Here is a 19,376-nt window from a genome sequence, read left to right as displayed (position 1 = left end):
AGTCAAATTTTTTATTTCAAATTTTCTGCTATTCGGAAAAACTAAATTTAATAATCCGATTACAGAAATTCCGATAATTCCAATAAAAGATTTCTTAAAATCAATTGATAGTAATAAAACTAAAAAAAGACTAATTAAAAATCCGATTGTTATTATATTCAACAGTTTGGGATAAGGATTTCTTACCGTTTTGATTCCATTTAGTTTTTTGTTCTTGTCAAAAGTCAGATGGAAAATTGGATAAAATCCTCTTAAAAAATGGGATGATATCCAAATTAGGATTTCATTCTTTTTTATTTCTCCGCTATTTTTTATTGTGTTATATAAAAATGCATCGTTCCAATGATTTTTTAGATTACTTATTTTATTCTGAATTATCTATTTTTAGATATCATTTTTTCTTATCATGATGGTTTTTAAATCACTGCAATATTTTCGTGTTTAATTAGTTATACTTGTCTTTTAGTAGATAGGTAGACTAAAGCTAAGTTGACAAAAGATAATGAACCAAAGTGAAATCTATAGGATTTTCCGAGTTTGCACAAAACGAGTAATTAATTATATTTGTTGTTGTGCTTTAATTATTTTTTTGATTTCAAACTATTCGGTTAAATTCCATTTTCCACTTTTAATATATTGGTTGAATTCAAAGTAAGTGTTTCATTTTTTAATATTTTACTACTCCTCAAACTCACACAAAATTCCATACTATTTTAATTCAATATTTGAGTGATAATGCGATACTATTCATTCACTACATTTCTTATCAAAAATCAGAATGTTTTCCAATTCTTGTGAGTTTGATAAAGAAGAATTCATGTTTTTTTAGATTTATAGAATCTGTAAACTCATCGCAATAAGCTGTTTTGATTTTAAAGAAAAGTTTCTGAATATGTTTTATGATAACCGTTAGTAAGTGAGACGAAGCCACCTGAAGTATATTTTTATTTTAATAGTAATCCTTATTTCAACCATTTACTTGTCTCTACCACTTCAAAATATGGATTTCCTTTAAATAAATTCTTAATTATAGGAACATGATCCGCACCTATTAATAAGAAAATCGCGCTTTCATTGTAATCTAATTGATTAATGATTTTACTATAAATCATTATGTTTCTTCTATACCAATCTGCTGTGAGTTCAGCTCCAATTAATGTGTCATCATCATCATAATTGTAATAATAGTTGCTACCGATTTGAGGGAAATTAGTGTTATAAAAGGAATGTGAAGTGTTCATTACCTCTGGGCTATTTATCCATTGTAAATATTTAAAGAGTGTATTGTTATTCATAATTGAATCCTCATTAACTGTGCTTTCGTATCTCATCACACTTCCTATACTTTTACCTTCTAAAATATCTGTTTGATTATTCTTTTCTGCGTATTCCATGACTGCCATATTTAGTGTGCCATATTGACCTGGATGATCGCATTGATACACTTTTTCGTGTCCTAATTTTTTAGCAGTTCTAAAACCAACTTGAAAAATTTCATTCTTTGTTTTTAATGGTCTAGACATTTTTATATAAATTTTATAGAGAGAATCTATTTTATTTTGGAATTCAAATTCAGGTTGTCTTTCGGTAAATATTTTGTTGGGATTATTTTTGGCAATAATTTCTGATAGATATTCGATGCTTTTCTGTTTATCACTATCCAATACGTTGTAAGTTGAATCTGTTTGAGCAAAATGAAAAGTTCCTAATAAATACACTTTTATTTTTTCTGTTTTTTCCGTCTCGACGGTTTGGGTATATATTTGTTGATTACAACTGATAATTGATAAAATTCCGATTAGATACAATAGATTTTTCATACTTTGAGTTTATTAAAAGGTTCTTATAATCTAAGTGTGTTACACTTTTTTATTCTGTTTCAATATGGTTTCATTTGAATGACCAAAAGCCAAAATGCTAATTCCAATGGTTTTAGACTTTTTAGTTTTTAATTCCACCCAATTGCTTTGGCTACTCTGTCTATAATAGGTTGGGAATGGTTTAGCTTTGGATTTAAAATTGGCAAGAAAATATAAAGCACCATCCTTGAGCTGTTTGTAATTCTCTATTGTAATCAAAAAGTCTGAATTTAGTTCAATATTATAGGCTGTTAAATCAATTACTGGGAAATTTATAGCTTTCTCTTTAGTTAATGAGATATAAATAGGCTTGGTGAGAATGTTCTTTATTATTTCATTTTTGATAGCATATACATTTAGTCTTATTTCAAAATTATCAAGATTACACTCCGCAAAGTTTAATTGAATACTATCTAAACTCATGGTTTTTGTATTAGTGAATCGTGTACCAATCTCGTGTCGATACCCTTTTTGAGGGAAAACTACTTTGGTTTGAATACCTTTATATAAGGGTATAGGGTAGCTGTATTTCTTTTTTAATCCAAGTTTAATAGGTTCTAGTTTCTCGTTGCTTATAACTACTTCTTTGAGTTGAACAATCTTCTCATCCATAAGAATAGTGTTAGAAAATTCAGAAGCTCGTAAGTCGCCTATATTATAATTTATAGTTTTATAAGCGATTATGGAAATTTTTATACTATCTATATCGTACGCATTTGTTAGTGAAAGCTGAAAATTGCCCAAAGAATCTGAAACCGTTCCTATGTTTTTACCGACAATCCCAATATTGACATACTGAATAGGTAACTGTGTTTTTGAATCTTTTATTTGAGCAGAAAGATCTTGACCTAATATAGAAGTCAAAGGGATTAAAAGGGTTATTATTAGTATTAAATATTTCATTTTTCTAGTCTTTAATTACTGTAAATTCTTCTGTTTTTGTATCAATAATCAAGGTGCTTTCATTAAAAGGTTGATTCCCTAACCAGCCACCAATTTTTGTGAATGGTGTAATTAATGGTTGTAATGTAGTGTACATGTCTACATAACTAACCCGTTTTAGTTTTAAGTTGGCATTGCCAATACTAACTAGTTTATCAGTTTTTTTACTTCGTATTGGAATACTGCTTTTCCAACTTTTAGCATCATAATTTACTTCTTTGGTATTCCCGTTAGTATATTTATCAAAACGGTTTTTTGTAGTGATTAATCCAAAAGCACTGCAACCAGAATCATAAAGAAATTCATAGTCTTTATTGTCTACGGTTACAGGCAACATGATACGTCTCCCGGTAAAATCAAATGGTTTAAATTTTGGTAAACTTGTCATCCATTTGGGTCGGTTATCAAATAACTGTATCTTTTGGTGTTTAAAATCAATAGCAGTAATGCGGTTCCCTATAAAATCACTGCCAATGGTTCCTATTCCTATTCTACCGATGCTATCGTTTTTATCAAAGGTATGTCCATAATTCTGTAGGATTTTAATCATGGACGCTTTTATATGATTACCATCTAAAACAAAATCAAAGTGTTCTACATAACGTGCATCATCTTTTATGACTTCGTTAATGTCCATCCCAATTGAGCGAAGAGAATTTAAGTCTTTTTCATAGATAAAGGAGTGAGGTGACCCAGTATCAAATTGCATATAGAAGTGATGTGCCAAACCTTCAATTTTTAAAGGAATTATTATAGCAACTTGAGGTTCATAAAAACCTCCTATGGTATCACCAGTCCATTCAAAATATATAGGTTTTGATTCAAAACTATATTCTAAATGGTTGGGTTTCTCTTTAAATAAGGCAGTATTGAATTTTCTAACGCCTATAAAGCCAATTATGATAAGAATAGATAGAATAATAAGTAATGTGTAACCTATTTTTTTTTTCATGATTGTGAAGTTTTGATTGATGAAAGTCTATGAGTATTTGGAAAACGCAGACATACAAATAAAAACTAAAACAACTTGAAAAGCAGGTATTTTGTACCGCCAATTTTACGACAATTTCCTAATTTCAATATTAAATGAAGCGAAGAGGAATGTTTAAGACATTAAAATTGTTGCGGTGTAATTTAATGGCGGTATTGCAAACAATAATTATATTAACAGCGTATGCCAGAAACAAAACAATAAAGATTACTGATGTGTTTGAAAAAATATAACGACCAATAAAAGGAGAAATGCAAAGCAGTATAGAAAGCACGGCCGAGAATATAATTTGAAAGTTAATAATCCGCCTTCCCATTTCGTCAACAAATTTAGATGTACGATTTTTACGCCATAGGATAAATGGTAAAATGATGTTTCCAAATGGAATACCTAAAAATGATAAAACAGACAAATTAATAAGCCGAATGGAAGTAGCCTCTGACGCTTTACTTTGCTTAACATTTTTAAATTTCTCCTGAAGTGCGGAAGGCTCCATCCCAAAAACTTCAGAAAGTACAGTTAGTGTATATCCTTTAGGCTCTTGGTTTTTAGATTCTAAACGTTGAATCGTTCTTAAGGACAAACCCGACTTTTTGGCTAACTCAAATTGAGTATAACCAGATTTTTCTCTTATTTTTTTAATAAGACTCATATGCTCTTGTAACGTCTAATTACTTTGTCATTATGTTTAAAATTATGTAGCCTTTATTCAGGACGGGTCAAAATTAAGCACAATGTATTCACGTATGGTTAGTTGCGTTGGAAGTAACTAAGTTAGTAAAAGAAAACGAACCAAAGGGAAATCTGTAGGGTTTTCTGATTACACACAAACTATCAATTAATTATACAGGTTATTATGCTGTCGTTATTTTTTTAATAATTTTCTATTCGTTATACGACCATTCTTACCAAGAATTTTAATAATATAAGTTCCTGAGTTTATGTTTTCAATATTTATTTTATTGTAAGTGAATATATCTGCTTCGAAAACAAGTCTTCCTTTTAAATCATAGATTTTAATTTGATTAATATCATCTGGCCTATTAAAGGAAATGAATTCAGATGTAGGGTTTGGAAAAACTTGAAACTCTTCAATTTCTTTAATTGAATTTACACTTAGACTATTAGTGTCAAATTTCCATAGTTGATTATCTTTAGAATAATACAGGGCATTATTAAAGCTTATTTTTCGATCAATTCGCGGAACTATATTATCCAATGCTTCAACATGATTTAAAGTTGAAGAAACTTCATCTAAAATCCATCCTTTTTTTTGTGAAACCTCAGTAGGTGAGCTAATAAAAAAAAGATTACCATCTATATTATCCAAGGATAATACTGAATAAATTTCGAAAAAGTAATTTGGTTCATGTGCTGTTGGGTCTATTTCAATAATTTCTGTGACTGAATTAGTAGTATTATTTAAATAAAAAAGTGAAGTACCGTTATTAGAATTTATAGAAGAAAAAATTAAATTATCACCAGATGTATTTAAATATGAAGGGTAGAAATATTGACTACTGGTTACTGTGTAAATTTCTGAAGTACCAGAAGATGTGCCATCAGATTTATAAATAGATAATTTTTTTAAATCTTTAGAGAAAAACGAAAAATATATTTTACCGTTTAGCTCAATTGAATCACCAAAATCTACTAAGTTATTCTGAGCATTCCATACACTTGTAATATTGTTAGTTCCACTAGTTGTTCCATTAGTTTCATATAAAGAATAACGAGTAATAAAGTACAATTTGTTGTTGAATTTTATATACTGACTTAAATCAGAAGTGCCACCAGCAGCAGAACCATTACCATCTAGTTCTCCAGTTAGTGCATAAGTTCCAGCATTAGTTCCATCACTTCTCCATACTTTAGAATTATTAGTCGATGGTACTTGAATAGTAAAAATAAAAAGATCATTCACACTTCCTATAAATGAAGGTGTATTCCATAAAGCAATATTATCTTTAACCAATACAGTTCCACTAGGTGTTCCGTCTGATTTCCATATTTGAATGCTGTATTCGCTAGTTTTTATAGTAAAATAAATTTGATTTCCAACAGTGGTTAATCCATATAATGTTCCAATGTAGTTTGTTACTAGGGAAGAACCTGTCTCAGTTCCATCGGTTTTCCAAATTTCACCACCAGAAAAACTAAAGTCATCTTTTGCAACAAAGTAAAATTCATTATTAAGTATTGTTGAGTAAAAAGTGTACAATCCATCTGTTTCACCAGGTTCAATGTCTATGACTATATTAGTGTTTGATGATGTACCATTACTCGACCATAATTCTCTGCCATAACCATCATTTACAGCTGAAAATAAAATCTTGCCATTAAATTCTTGAAGTCCAGTTGGACTAGAATTTTGAACATTATTGTAAGTGAAATTCGAAACCTGTATTTGAGCATGTATGTTAAAACAAATTGTTACTATGGTTAAAAAAAGTATTTTTTTTTTCATGTCGTTGATTTTAATTTTTACTAACTTATAAAGTTAGGTGCTAAAAGTATACATTTTCCATATAAAAACACAAGTATCTTTGTTACTTTTAATACTAACATAAAAAACCATTGACTTATTTAATCAATGGTTTGTAGGGGTTTCTAAGTATAAACAGAACCAACAATTAGTTATGTACATTGTTAGCCTTTCGTTATTTTATTTCGCAAACTTCCTATTCATTTAGTGTCTTAATTTCGTTATCTATTTTAATTATTAAGTCACTTAATTTTTTCTGGGTGTTTTCATATAATCTGATGGCGTAAATTCTTAATGCGTTAGTATTAGAAAGCATATTTGTCATTTCCTTATTCTGTAACAATTCTTCATAATTATTAGGAATGTATAATAGTTGCTTCTCTTTGGAATGAACTTCAAAGTATTTATTATAGAAAGGGCTAACAGTAGAAGTTATAAAGTTTTCTATTTGGTTCGCAAATGTGATTTGAATATTATTTAAATCTTGATCATAGATATTTATGATGTCAATTTTTAAACTATCATTTGAAATAAGAGCTAGACCATCACTTTTTAAATTTTCAAATGCTGCGGTACTAAATGAAATACTATGGTCATATATAGAATTATGAAGAGTTGCAATATTGTGTCGTTCAATACTTTTTTACTTTTTAGGTGATCAAAAAGTACTTCCCCATATTTTAATGTTTTTTCGTTCCAATCTATTCGAGAATTTAAAATAAATTTATTATTCTTAAGTGAGTTGTTTATTTGATTTAGATATTTAATTTCTGCTTGCTTATTCTTTAGATCATTATTCCAATTATTAATTGATAGAGCAATCAAAATCCCAATAACAACAAGCACAATTTCTCCAATAGCATATTTAAAATACTTTCCAATTTTATTTCTTTCCATAAGGTCGAATCGTATTTTTCTAAAGAATTTGATCATTAGTTATCTGTTTCTCGAAAGGTAAATTAATTAAGTCAAATTTGGATATTGAAGCACAACTCATATCCTGTAAATAAACCATGAATTATTAATAGTTGAGTTGTCTTTACTCGTAAAGTTAATATTTATAACATAGTAACCAAGGTGTTAAGAATCTGTTGTAAACCTTTTTAGGTTGTAATAATTACATTTAAATTTAAAACACACAAAACGGTGTAGGTATATTGAAACCTGTTACTTTCATAAAACGCAAAAATAATAATGTAACTTTGGTTACTTAATACCATTCAAAAAGGTTTTAATTTTGAATGAAATAATAAACATGGATCTCACACAAATTTTAGGATATTTTGGAGCACTTTTAATTGGTGTCGTTTTAGGACTCATTGGTGGAGGAGGCTCTATTTTAACCGTTCCAATTTTAGTGTATTTATTAGTTATAAATCCTGTGACCGCAACTGCATATTCACTTTTTGTAGTTGGTGTATCGTCTGTATTTGGTGTTTTTCAGAATATAAAAAAGGGTCTAGTAGATTTTAAAACAGCTTTTGTATTTGCAATTCCTGCGTTTATTGCTGTTTATTTGACTAGAAGATATGTGGTGCCTGCAATTCCTGATGCCATTTTTACCTTCGGAAATTTTACACTCACAAAAGATATCGCAATCATGGTGTTTTTTGCCATCATTATGCTTTTGGCTTCAATCTCAATGATTAGAACAAGAAAGGAAACAGAGCAAATTTCCGAAGTTGTAAAATTCAATTACCCATTAATAACAATTGAAGGTTTCATAGTAGGAATATTAACAGGACTTGTTGGAGCAGGAGGTGGATTTTTAATAATTCCGGCTTTAGTTTTGCTCGCCAAATTACCAATGAAAAAAGCAGTTGCAACATCACTTTTAATTATTGCGATTAAGTCTCTAATTGGTTTTATTGGTGATGTTGAAAACTTAGATATTGATTGGACGTTCCTGTTGAGTTTTACAGCGCTTTCTGTAGTAGGTATTTTTATTGGAAGTTACCTTTCAAATTTTATCGACGGAAAAAAGCTAAAAAAAGGATTTGGCTATTTTGTGCTACTTATGGGAATCTATATCCTCTTTAAAGAGCTATCATAAATGGAAACCCTTGATGAAACATATTGGGATGATCGCTATAAAAATAATGATGATCGTTGGGATTTAGGAGAAGTGTCTCCTCCAATTAAAGCATACATTGATCAATTAACAGATAGGTCGCTTCGCATATTAATTCCTGGATGTGGAAACTCTTATGAAGCTGAGTACCTTTTAAATAACGGATTTAAAAATGTATATGTTGTTGATTTGTCTGAAACAGCTTTAAAAAACATAAAATCTAGAGTGCCTCAATTTCCAGACTCTCAATTAATTCATGCTAACTTTTTTAAGTTAGATATGACGTTTGATATTATTTTAGAGCAAACATTTTTCTGTGCTTTAAACCCAAGTCTTAGACCCGATTATGTTACTAAAATGCACGAACTTTTAGTTCCTAATGGAAAACTCGTAGGTCTATTGTTTAAACTTCCCATAGAAAAAGAAGGTCCTCCATTTGGAGGTAATAAAAAGGAGTACCTTAACTTATTTAAATCAGATTTTGATATTCAAATCATGGAAGATTGCTACAATTCTATAGAAAGTAGAATTGATAAAGAGTTGTTTTTAAAATTGAAAAATAAATCTTAAGTCCTACAAAGTTATAGGTGTTAAACTTTTTTTTAAACGCTTCGTCTAATTGTGTAATCTATATCCATCTATATTAATTTGTATTTATATCTTTGATATACACTGATTATTAGCAAAAACCATTATTAACTAACCTTTGTTTATGTTATGTTTTGCTTTAATCTTAAATTTAATAATAAGCGACTATTTCTAAGCGCTTTTATCTTCAGTTTTATTGTTAATTCGTTCGCTCAGTTGCCTACTGGATATTCTGTGACAGAAGTTCAATCTGGTTATAATCTTATTATGGGTTCTGTTTTCAATCAAGATGGAACAAAAATGTTTGTTTGGGAAAAAGGAGGACGAGTTTACGTGTCTAATTGGGATGGTAATTCTTATGTAAAGCAAGCAACTCCAGTTTTAGATATTTCTGATGAAGTAGGAGATTGGAGAGATTTCGGATTTCAAAGTTTTTGTCTCGATCCAAATTTTGATACTAATGGCTTAGTCTATATGTATTATATGGTAGATAGAGAACATTTAATGAATTACGGTACACCAAGTTATAATCCAAATGATAATGATTATTATGAAGCCACAATAAGTCGAGTCACACGTTATCAACTCAATATTGGTGCTAGTCCGTTGACTACAAATTATAGTTCTAGAACAGTACTTATTGGAGAATCTGTTTCTACAGGAGTTCCATTAACTCATGAGTCTCATGCAGGAGGAACCGTTATTTTTGCTAATGATGGTACACTTTTAGTATCAACAGGAGATAATGCAAGTTATAATTCGGTAGATACTGGTAGCGCAAATGAAACCTATTGGCAACAAGCAATCAACGATGGTATTATGCGCCCAGAAGAAAATGTAGGTGCATTTAGAAGTCAGATGCCAACATCACTTTGCGGAAAAGTATTACGCCTAGATCCTGTAACAGGAGATGGAATTCCGTCAAATCCACTTTACGACACAGCAAATCCTAGAGCTCCAGAATCTAGAATGTGGGCAATGGGTTTACGTCATCCGTTTAGAATGTCGATACAACCAGATACCGGAAGCACAAATCCTAATGATGGTAATCCAGGTATTATACATGTTGCAGATGTAGGTTGGCAAACATGGGAAGATTTACACATTTTTGATAAAGGAGGATTAAATGGAGGATGGCCTTTATATGAAGGTCAAACTATACAAACAAATTATTATAATAGTGGTACAACAAATCCAGATGAAGGCAATGTGCCCTTTGTGAATAATTGTCCTCAGCCAACGTCATTTGTTGATAATCCTAATCCTGCATTAAGACGTTTTGTTCATAACAGACCAGAAGTAGCTTGGAAACATGGAAATACAGGAGATGCACGTGTACCTTGGTTTAGTGGAACTACACCAACAGATCCTCGTATTGGAACGGCTCAATCTCCAACGACTGGAATACAATTTAGAGGGAATACTGCAATTGCAGGTGTTTATATTAAAGGTGATGCTTTAGGAAGTAGTATGAACGGTAAATATCTATTTACAGATTATGTTAGAAACTGGATTAACATTGCATCATTTAACGATGGTACTCAAAACTGGATTAGTGATATTTCAGAATTAGCACCTATAAATTTTGGTACTAGTATTGTGCACATGATGCAAAATCCTTTAGATGGTTCTGTGTTTTTTGTCAATATTTTTGATGGTACGCTTCATAGAATTTCTTTTGTTGGACCTACGTGGACCAATGAACCTGTTGATATGACTGTAGAATGTGATGGTACTTTAGATCCTGGAGGAGCATTTGCGACTTGGCTCAATAGTTTTTCGGGAACTGTGTCCTGCGGAAATGCAACAACTTCAAATAATAGTAACGGATTATCAAACCTTTGCGGTGCGACAGGTTCAGAAACAGTCACGTTTACTTTATCTGATGGTTGCGGAAACCAAATAACTAAAGAAGCTACGTTTACTGTTGAAGATAATACAAACCCAACATTCAATGAATCTCTACCTGAAAATGCAACCGTAGAATGTGATGAAACAATTCCTTCTGCAGAAACATTAACAGCAAATGATACTTGCGGAACAGCAAACGTAGATTTTAACGAAAGTATAGCAGGAGGATCATGCGTTGGAAACTATGTGATTACAAGAACTTGGACAGCAACAGACGACTGTAATAACGAAACCATTCACGAGCAAACCATAACTGTTGAAGATAATACAAATCCAACATTCAACGAGGCTTTACCAGAAAATGCAACTGTAGAATGTGACAGTATTCCTTCCGCAGAAATATTAACAGCAAACGATACTTGCGGAACAGCAAATGTTGCTTTTGACGAAAGTATAGCAACAGGATCATGTGTTGGAAACTATATAATTACAAGAACGTGGACAGCAACAGACGACTGTAATAACCAAACCATTCATGAGCAAACCATAACTGTTGAAGATAATACAAATCCAACATTCAACGAAACATTACCTGAAAATATAACTGTAGAATGTGATGCTATTCCAACTGCGGAAACATTAACAGCAAACGATACTTGCGGAACAGCAAATGTTGCTTTTAACGAAAGTATAGCAACTGGATCATGCGTTGGAAATTATGTAATTACTAGAACATGGACAGCAACAGACGACTGTAATAACCAAACCATTCACGAGCAAATCATAACTGTTGAAGATAACACAAACCCAACATTCAATGAATCTCTACCTGAAAATATAACTGTAGAATGTGATGCTATTCCAACTGCAGAAACATTAACAGCAAACGATACTTGCGGAACAGCAAACGTAGATTTTAACGAAAGTATAGCAGGAGGATCATGTGTTGGAAACTATATAATTACTAGAACGTGGACAGCAACAGATGAGTGTAATAATGTTAGTACACATATTCAGACATTGACAATTATAGATTCTACAGATCCAGTTTGGGATGCAATGCCAATTGATCTGACAGTAGTTTGTTCATCTAATATTCAAACTGAATTTGAGTCTTGGCTAAACAGTTTTTCTGGTTCAGATAATTGTGGTGCTGCAACTGTAACTCATGATGGAACTGCAACAATTTCATGTCCTGATTCGGTTTTGGTAACTTTTGAATTAACTGATGACTGTGGAAATTCAATTAATGCTACTGCAACGTTTATTGTTGAAGATACACTTAGTAATCCTGAAATAGAAAACACAGGTATTATCATGTATCCTAATCCTACAAATCAACATATTTATTTTAAAGGTCTACAAGAGAATAGTCTTATGGAAGTCTATACTATCGCTGGTCAAAGAATATTTAGAAGATCAATTAGTAATGGGCATTTAATTAAATTTGATTTAGATTCTGGGTTGTATATGGTTAAAATAACTTCAGGAACTAAATCAGAAATAAAGAAATTAGTGATTAAATAATAAAATAAGTTTGTAAAACTGAACGCAGTCGAAGTTGTAGGTGTAAAATATCAAAGCATTTCAACTAAGCTCTATAGACTATAGATATGTTAAATACATATTAGTCAGTTTCTTGTATTTTTAATGAGGTGAAAAATATATTTGGATGACTTTTATCATGTTTTCTTAAAACAACAGTTTGTAATTTTACGGTATTAAAATTAAAATATTATGCTTCAAAATATTGCTTTATACGATACTAATGTAACCATAATCATGGTTGTTGTTTTCGCTTTGGTTTGTTTAGCTCTAGTCGGTTTTTTAATTAAAGCGATGGCTAGTGGTGGAAAAAAAGAGATAGAGACAGATACAGAACCAAAAGATTAAACATTAGTTTCGAAAAAAATTAATGAGCGTATCTCATGCACTTATTTTTTTAGGAATACAATTTCAAAATAATACTATTTAAATGTAACATTTTGATAATGTTTGCGTCATATTGGTAATCAATCAAATCATTCATTGCTAAAGTATTGGATGAAACATAAAAATCAAATCATCATGAGACAAGACAATCAACTTTTAGTGTTAACCCATTTGAGTCAATTACTGACTTTTATTACTGGGTTTGGCGGACTTATAGTACCATTAATTATATGGGCAACTCAAAAAGAAAACGTGTACAACATGGATCAACAAGGAAAAAACATTGTGAATTTCCAGTTAAGCATGATCGTATATAGTATTATTTGTATTCCACTAGTATTTGTAATTGTAGGCATTTTTGGATTATTAGCATTGTGCTTATTATCATTCATATTTCCAATAATGAATGCCATTAGAGCAAGTAATGGAGAATCACCAAAATACCCTTTATCTCTTAATTTTATTAGTTAGTTATTTTTAAATGGAGATAAAATGGAAACGCGCACTTTTTAAGTGCGCGTTTTTTGTTTGCTTATAATTTTTCTTCGGAAATAGAACAACTTGTTAATTACCAATAGAATCTATTTCATCTTTAACTTTAGATTTTTTTTTGGTCCATTTATGGCCATATTTAAAAAACACGAAACAAAGAATAGCTGTAATTACAATAGCTCCTATGACTTCAAAAGATTCAGTAGATGATGTTCCTTTTCTGCCAATGAGTAAACTAAAGATATTTCCGATAAAACTCAAAACACAAAGAATACCTAAAAATAAAAAGAGATATCCTAAAATTATCTTTCCCATAATGATAAATTAATTTTAACAAAGAATCCGAAAATTTTTGGATTGCTTAGTAGTACACTAAAAATGCAAAACGCAACTATTTTCAAGTTGCGCTTACTTTAATTTTTCTCTAAAAGCTATTGCTTTTTCGATATTGAGATTCATGCTTTCGCAGGAATTTGTTAGCTATTCAACATCACTGGCATTACCAACATCGTTACATGTTCGCCAACATCTAAACCATCAATAGGTGTTAATATTCCAGCTCTATTTGGTAAACTCATTTCTAATTGTACATTATCTGCATTAAGGTTATTCAACATTTCTGTTAAGAAACGAGAGTTAAACCCAATTTGCATATCGTCACCTTGATAATCACAAGTTAAACGTTCTTCTGCTTTGTTAGAGTAATCAATATCTTCCGCAGAAATATTTAATTCAGCTCCAGCAATTTTTAATCGTATTTGGTGTGTTGTCTTATTTGAGAAGATACTTACACGACGAACAGAGTTTAAAAACTGTGTTCTGTCAATAGTTAATTTATTTGGATTCTCCTTAGGAATAACCGCTTCATAATTTGGATACTTTCCATCAATTAAACGACACACTAAAATAGTATTTTCAAAAGTGAATTTAGCATTAGAATCATTGTACTCGATAGTCACGTTTTCATCAGTTGCAGCCAAAATCCCTTTTAATAAATTTAAAGGTTTCTTCGGCATAATGAATTCTGCAACCTGGTCTGCTTTTACATCTTCACGCGTATATTTTACTAATTTGTGAGCATCTGTTGCTACAAATGTCAATCCTTCCGTAGAAAATTGAAAAAATACACCACTCATCACAGGACGTAAATCATCGTTACCAGCAGCAAAAATTGTTTTGCTAATTGCAGTAGCCAAAATATCTCCAGAAATGGTTGTTGTACTTGGATTGTCTAATTCTACAGATTTTGGAAACTCATTTCCATCTGCATAAGCCAACGCATATTTACCATGGTTTGAGCTAATCTCAACCGTATTGTTTTCTTCAACAACAAAGGTTAGTGGTTGCTCAGGAAACGTTTTTAACGTATCTAAAAGTAAACGTGCTGGCAATGCTATACTGCCATCTACATCACTTTCTACATCAAGAGTAGAAGACATTGTGGTCTCTAAATCACTTGCCGAAACTGTTAATTTTGAATCTTTTAAATCGAATAAAAAATTATCTAAAATTGGTAAGGTGTTAGAGCTATTGATAACGCCTCCTAAAACTTGTAATTGCTTGAGTAAATATGTACTGGATACTATAAATTTCATATGTATATACTATATATTTTTATGATAACAACACAACAAATTGTGTCTTACAAATATATCTTAAAGGGATTGTTTTTTAAAACAAACTTATTAACATTTATTCCTGCTAAATCAGGAATCTTTTTATTGATTTCTATATGTTATTTTGAATACCGTTTTCTACGGAAATAATTAAACAATATGCCAAATATACCTAGAATAACAAGAGGTAAAGCGATATTGATAATTTGCCATTTTGATTTCTGGTCTTCAATTTTTTCTGGATCTAAAAAGGCTAATTTTACCTCTTTGGTACGAATGTTTATAAGTCCGTCGTCGTTTAAAAGGTAGTTAACTGCGTTTTCAAGAAACTCTTTATTTCCAAATTTACGTTTGGTTAAAAACTCAAAACCTAGTTCTTGAGGTTGGCCTCTAATCACTTCATTTTTGATGACGTCACCATCTGCAATCACAATCATTTTAGTGGCTTTACTTCTGGTTTTGTCTTCGGAAATTTTAAAAGGCTTCACACGTTGATCATAAACAGATGAAAATTCACCTTCTAGTAACACGGCTAAAGTTTGATTTGGCTCTTTATACTCTTCAGGATTTGGTTGTTGTGTGACAACCTCTAAACTAATTTCTCTTGGCACACCTTGAAGTTTTGATAATTTTGAACTTCGCAATAATATGGTCTTGTCAACTCCATTTTTTAAAGTATCTATCTGACTAGCAAAATCAAATTTTACAGGATCTAAATTTGTAGTAATAGGATGATTAGGATTACTTGCAGCCAAAGGTGAATAAGGCCATTGTAACGGTTGAAACTGTGAGTCGCTGCCTTCTCCAATTGCTAAAGTAATAGGAGCAGAGTACATGTCATTAACAATTACGGGATTGATACGAACACCATATTTAAAGAAAAAATCATTTAGATTAAGATTTTTCATAATCGCAAAACCTCGTCCAGATTCGTTGAGCAGACTATCTCTATCCATCACAATACTTTCGGTAAGCCAAAGACTTTTTCCGCCATTCATGGTGTATTGATCGAGTACATATTTTTCTTCTTCGGAAAATGGCTCACTAGGTTTTGCTGAGATGATTAAATCATAATTCTCTAAATCCTTCAAGGTCTTTTGCGGATTGCTAGCCACACTATCTAATGTAAAAGGAGCTATGAAGTAATGTTCACTAATTTTTCTCAGAAAATCGGCAACGTAGACATCCTTTAATTGTCCGTTACCTCTTAAAACCGCAATCTTTTTTTGTTTTGGGTTGACTAGTTTTTTAAATGCTTCAGCAAAAACATATTCTAAATTTTGAATAGAACCATTTACCAATTCTTGATCTGTAGCTCCAATTTTATTTTTTATTAAAGGAACAATAACTGTTTGCTCATTATAACTCGCCAAAGCCCACGGAATAATTACTTCTTGTGATGTTTTACCGTTTTCTTGTATGTTAATTTGAAACGGTTGTAAACCACGTTGTGCTAATTGCTGGATATTTTGATCTCTTGTTTTTTCATCTGCTAACGGATTGATAAACTGAAATTTTACATTAGGATTTGAAACTGTAAATTCTTCAAGTAATTGTTGCGTTTCATCACGTAGCTTTCTAAACTCTGATGGAAATTCGCCTTCTAAAAACACATCTATTATTAAAGGAGAGTCTACATTTTCAACGGTTTGTAAAGCTTCTTTAGATAAGGTGTAACGTTTGTCTTGTGTTAAATCAAAACGTTGATACACATAACTTGAAATGACGTTAATTACGACAAGCGTTACTAAGGTGATTACTATAATGATGATATTTTTTTTACTCTTGAGCATCTAATTTTGTTCTTCTTTATATAATCTTAAATCGACGACTTTACTATTTTCAAATGTGATTTCTAAGCATTCTTTTTCGGTATTAAAAGCACCTGGTTCTTGACCTAATCCGTAATTCCATTTGTTGGGATCGTGATCTTTTTTAGCGTCATCCCAAGATAACCATTCATGAGTTCCTAAAAGGGATTCAATGGCTGTTTTTGTCTTACCTATTAAAATTTCCGAAGTTATCATATCATTTGATAATTCATAACGCAAAGCTGGTTTGTCTTGCCAGATTTCCGCAGAAAAATACTTTTCGTGATGGTAGTTACTAAAGATATTAATCATTGGATATACAGCATAAAAATAAACCAAAGGTGTCAATACTAAACTCACTAAAAACGTTAACCAAATGCGTTTGTCAATTGTTTTTACAAACATGAAAACCAACACAAATGTGATGACCATAAAGATTGCTAACGGAATTGTAATAATCATTGGTTAGCGCGTTTGATATTTAATTTGGTTAATACAATGAATAGTGCTGTAATGCTCAAAAAGTAAATGATGTCTCTGGTATCTAAAACACCGCGACTCATGCTTTTAAAATGAGATTCCATGCCTAAACTTTCTATATATAAAGCGTCGCCAAAAATGTTGTAATTTGATAAGCCTTCAAACCCAAAATAGAAAAAGAAGCACACAAAAACTGCAACTATAAAAGCAACGATTTGATTATCTGATAGGCTAGAGGTAAATACGCCAATTGCTGTGTAAGCTGCGACTAAAAATAAAAGTCCGAAATAGGAACCCATCACACTTCCCATATCGAGATTGCCTTCTGGGTTTCCTAGTTTTGAAATGGTATAGACATATAATAATGTTGGAATGAGTGCAATAATAATTAATACAAAAGACCCTAAGTATTTACCAAGCACAATGTTTAAATGACTGATAGGCTTTGTAAGTAATAACTCTAAAGTGCCTTGTTTCTTTTCATCTGCGAAACTTCGCATAGTCACTGCTGGTACTAAGAAAATAAGAATCCAAGGTGCGAGTAAAAAGAAGGTTGATAAATCTGCGAAACCATTATCAAGCACATTGAAATCGCCTTTAAATAACCACAAGAATAAACCGTTGAGTAATAAAAATACAGCAATTACCAAATAACCAATTGGTGATGCGAAAAAGGTGTTGATTTCTTTTTTGAGTATTGAGAACATTTAGTGTTTGTTATTCTGTTTTAAAAACGTCTTGAATTTAATCATTCTAATTCCGGGAAAAATAATAAAAATTAACCCAAGAATACAACCAAATAAGCTAATAGTTTGTGGTGTTGGACGTTTGCTTCCAAAACGATTAAAATATATAGATACCAAAAATATGACTAAACCTATACAAAATGGAATGAGTAGATTCCTCCAGCTTTTCTTTATGTTGTCTTCAGTCATATTAATATGTTTACACCAAACTCGCCAATTTATCTACACTCCAAGCTTCAGGTTTATCATTAAACATAGGTTTTGTTTTAGCCCAAATGCCTTTAAATAAATTAGAATGTCTATAATTCTCTAAATCGGCTTCGCTTTGCCAATAACTATACGTAAAAAAGATGTCGGTATTGTGTTTGTCTCGATAGAGTTCTAAAAACTCACAACCCTCAAAAGCTCTAATATTCTTTTTTTGGGATTCAAAATTGGAGAGGAATTCTTTAATCCTTGAAGGTTCTAGACTTAGTTTTACGATTCTTATGAGCATTTTTTTAGTATTCAGTATTCAGTATTCAGTATTCAGTATTCAGTATTCAGTATTGGTTATTGTGGTTTGGTCTTCTGTCTTCTGTCTTCAAACTTCAAAACGTTTTAGCAAAATTAACAGTAACCGTATCCATAACTTTTAATCCTAAAAGCGTAGAAGCACTTCCAACTGTTGCATTATCACTTTTGTATACTGCAATTTCTAAATAACCAGACGAGTTAAAAACCACTAGTCGTTTACCGTCATCGTAGCGTTTCTCTTCTGGAATTTCAAAATTTATAGCATCACTGTATTTTTCATAAATTGTTTTAAACTTATAGTTACGTGCAGAAATTTCATAGTCACGAGTTTTCTGCACGTCTTCAAAAAATTTACGCTTGATGTTAGTAATCACATTTCCGTAGTTATCAATATAAATAACGCTACCAATAATTTGGCTACGCTCTTCACTAACAAACGGAATCAAATTTTTAATAGGTTTAATCGTTTCAATAATTTTACCAATAACTTCCAATGTTCCTCCACGTGCAATATGACAAGCCACATTTACAAATACATCTAGAACAGGAAAACTAGTAGCGACACGATCATGAATATTGATTTCAACAATTTTTTGTGGTGCAATTTCTGAGCAAATCATACTCATAATGCCGTTATTGGCACAAATAAAATAATGGTCGTCTAATTGCACTGCTATATGTTTGTTTTCTGGGTTGAGTTCTGAGTCAATACCAATCATATGAATAGTTCCTTTTGGAAAACTACTATAAGCGTTTTGAATGATGTAAGCAGCCTCTGGCACATTAAATGGAGAGACAGAATGTGAGATATCAACAATTCGCACATCAGGCAATTCACTATAAATAGCGCCTTTTATGGCTCCAGCGAAGTGATCTTTTTCGCCAAAATCTGTTGTTAATGTGATGATTGCCATATAATAAGCAATAGAATTTTAATGTTTATAGTTACTCATTTTTATAACTTAAATAAAACTGTTAAAAACTAATCATATTTTA

At 31.2% G+C, this 19,376-nt stretch carries 18 protein-coding genes; 5 read left to right on the top strand and 13 right to left on the bottom strand.

Annotated elements, in window-relative coordinates:
- Positions 1-962: 962 nt before the first annotated feature.
- From WNY78_RS07790 to WNY78_RS07765, 6 genes are all read right to left on the bottom strand, one after another.
- Positions 963-1,820: a DUF5694 domain-containing protein gene (locus WNY78_RS07790; RefSeq protein WP_342872635.1), complete on the bottom strand. Its 858-nt coding sequence runs from the start codon at positions 1,818-1,820 to the stop codon at positions 963-965.
- Between the two features lie 39 nt (positions 1,821-1,859).
- Positions 1,860-2,762, bottom strand: coding sequence for a carboxypeptidase-like regulatory domain-containing protein (locus tag WNY78_RS07785; protein ID WP_342872634.1), 903 nt, complete (start codon positions 2,760-2,762; stop codon positions 1,860-1,862).
- 4 nt (positions 2,763-2,766) lie between these two features.
- The gene (locus WNY78_RS07780; protein ID WP_342872633.1) at positions 2,767-3,753 is read right to left on the bottom strand and encodes a hypothetical protein; all 987 of its coding nucleotides are present in this window, start codon (positions 3,751-3,753) and stop codon (positions 2,767-2,769) included.
- 130 nt (positions 3,754-3,883) lie between these two features.
- Positions 3,884-4,444: a helix-turn-helix domain-containing protein gene (locus tag WNY78_RS07775; protein ID WP_342872632.1), complete on the bottom strand. Its 561-nt coding sequence runs from the start codon at positions 4,442-4,444 to the stop codon at positions 3,884-3,886.
- A gap of 213 nt (positions 4,445-4,657) precedes the next feature.
- The gene (locus WNY78_RS07770) at positions 4,658-6,259 is read right to left on the bottom strand and encodes a T9SS type A sorting domain-containing protein (RefSeq protein ID WP_342872631.1); all 1,602 of its coding nucleotides are present in this window, start codon (positions 6,257-6,259) and stop codon (positions 4,658-4,660) included.
- A 570-nt stretch (positions 6,260-6,829) separates the two neighbouring features.
- Complete coding sequence (locus WNY78_RS07765; RefSeq protein WP_342872630.1) at positions 6,830-7,174, bottom strand: DUF6090 family protein; 345 nt, start codon at positions 7,172-7,174, stop codon at positions 6,830-6,832.
- Positions 7,175-7,532: 358 nt separating this feature from the next.
- Between WNY78_RS07765 and WNY78_RS07760 the strand changes: the two genes are divergently transcribed.
- From WNY78_RS07760 to WNY78_RS07740, 5 genes are all read left to right on the top strand, one after another.
- Complete coding sequence (locus tag WNY78_RS07760) at positions 7,533-8,330, top strand: sulfite exporter TauE/SafE family protein (RefSeq protein WP_342872629.1); 798 nt, start codon at positions 7,533-7,535, stop codon at positions 8,328-8,330.
- Entirely contained in the window at positions 8,331-8,918 is a 588-nt protein-coding gene (locus WNY78_RS07755) for a methyltransferase domain-containing protein (protein WP_342872628.1), read from the top strand.
- Positions 8,919-9,170: 252 nt separating this feature from the next.
- Positions 9,171-12,314, top strand: coding sequence for a PQQ-dependent sugar dehydrogenase (locus WNY78_RS07750; protein WP_342872627.1), 3,144 nt, complete (start codon positions 9,171-9,173; stop codon positions 12,312-12,314).
- Positions 12,315-12,524: 210 nt separating this feature from the next.
- Entirely contained in the window at positions 12,525-12,680 is a 156-nt protein-coding gene (locus tag WNY78_RS07745) for a hypothetical protein (RefSeq protein ID WP_342872626.1), read from the top strand.
- A 174-nt stretch (positions 12,681-12,854) separates the two neighbouring features.
- Positions 12,855-13,190: a DUF4870 domain-containing protein gene (locus WNY78_RS07740; RefSeq protein WP_342872625.1), complete on the top strand. Its 336-nt coding sequence runs from the start codon at positions 12,855-12,857 to the stop codon at positions 13,188-13,190.
- 93 nt (positions 13,191-13,283) lie between these two features.
- Here WNY78_RS07740 and WNY78_RS07735 read toward each other — a convergent pair whose 3' ends face one another.
- The 7 genes from WNY78_RS07735 to WNY78_RS07705 all read right to left on the bottom strand — a co-directional run bounded on the left by WNY78_RS07735 (position 13,284) and on the right by WNY78_RS07705 (position 19,294).
- Complete coding sequence (locus WNY78_RS07735) at positions 13,284-13,526, bottom strand: hypothetical protein (RefSeq protein ID WP_342872624.1); 243 nt, start codon at positions 13,524-13,526, stop codon at positions 13,284-13,286.
- A 161-nt stretch (positions 13,527-13,687) separates the two neighbouring features.
- Positions 13,688-14,806: a DNA polymerase III subunit beta gene (dnaN, locus tag WNY78_RS07730; protein ID WP_342872623.1), complete on the bottom strand. Its 1,119-nt coding sequence runs from the start codon at positions 14,804-14,806 to the stop codon at positions 13,688-13,690.
- A gap of 140 nt (positions 14,807-14,946) precedes the next feature.
- Positions 14,947-16,620 (bottom strand): gliding motility-associated ABC transporter substrate-binding protein GldG, encoded by a 1,674-nt coding sequence (gene gldG, locus WNY78_RS07725; protein WP_342872622.1) that lies wholly within the window; start codon positions 16,618-16,620, stop codon positions 14,947-14,949.
- Positions 16,621-17,100 carry a hypothetical protein gene (locus WNY78_RS07720; protein ID WP_342872621.1) on the bottom strand — a complete coding sequence of 160 codons (480 nt, stop codon included), beginning with the start codon at positions 17,098-17,100 and terminating at the stop codon, positions 16,621-16,623.
- The gene (gene gldF, locus WNY78_RS07715; protein WP_342872620.1) at positions 17,097-17,825 is read right to left on the bottom strand and encodes a gliding motility-associated ABC transporter permease subunit GldF; all 729 of its coding nucleotides are present in this window, start codon (positions 17,823-17,825) and stop codon (positions 17,097-17,099) included. The genes WNY78_RS07720 and gldF overlap by 4 nt, the downstream gene beginning before the upstream one ends.
- A 238-nt stretch (positions 17,826-18,063) precedes the next feature.
- On the bottom strand, positions 18,064-18,360 hold the full coding sequence (locus tag WNY78_RS07710; protein ID WP_342872619.1) for an antibiotic biosynthesis monooxygenase family protein: 297 nt from the start codon (positions 18,358-18,360) through the stop codon (positions 18,064-18,066).
- A 94-nt stretch (positions 18,361-18,454) separates the two neighbouring features.
- The gene (locus tag WNY78_RS07705; protein ID WP_342872618.1) at positions 18,455-19,294 is read right to left on the bottom strand and encodes an SAM-dependent chlorinase/fluorinase; all 840 of its coding nucleotides are present in this window, start codon (positions 19,292-19,294) and stop codon (positions 18,455-18,457) included.
- Between the last annotated feature and the right edge of the window lie 82 nt (positions 19,295-19,376).

The organism is Psychroserpens sp. AS72, from assembly GCF_038900375.1.
GTDB lineage: Bacteria > Bacteroidota > Bacteroidia > Flavobacteriales > Flavobacteriaceae > Psychroserpens.
Note: the sequence above shows the minus strand (reverse complement) of the source record. Positions and strands in the feature narration are given on the sequence as shown.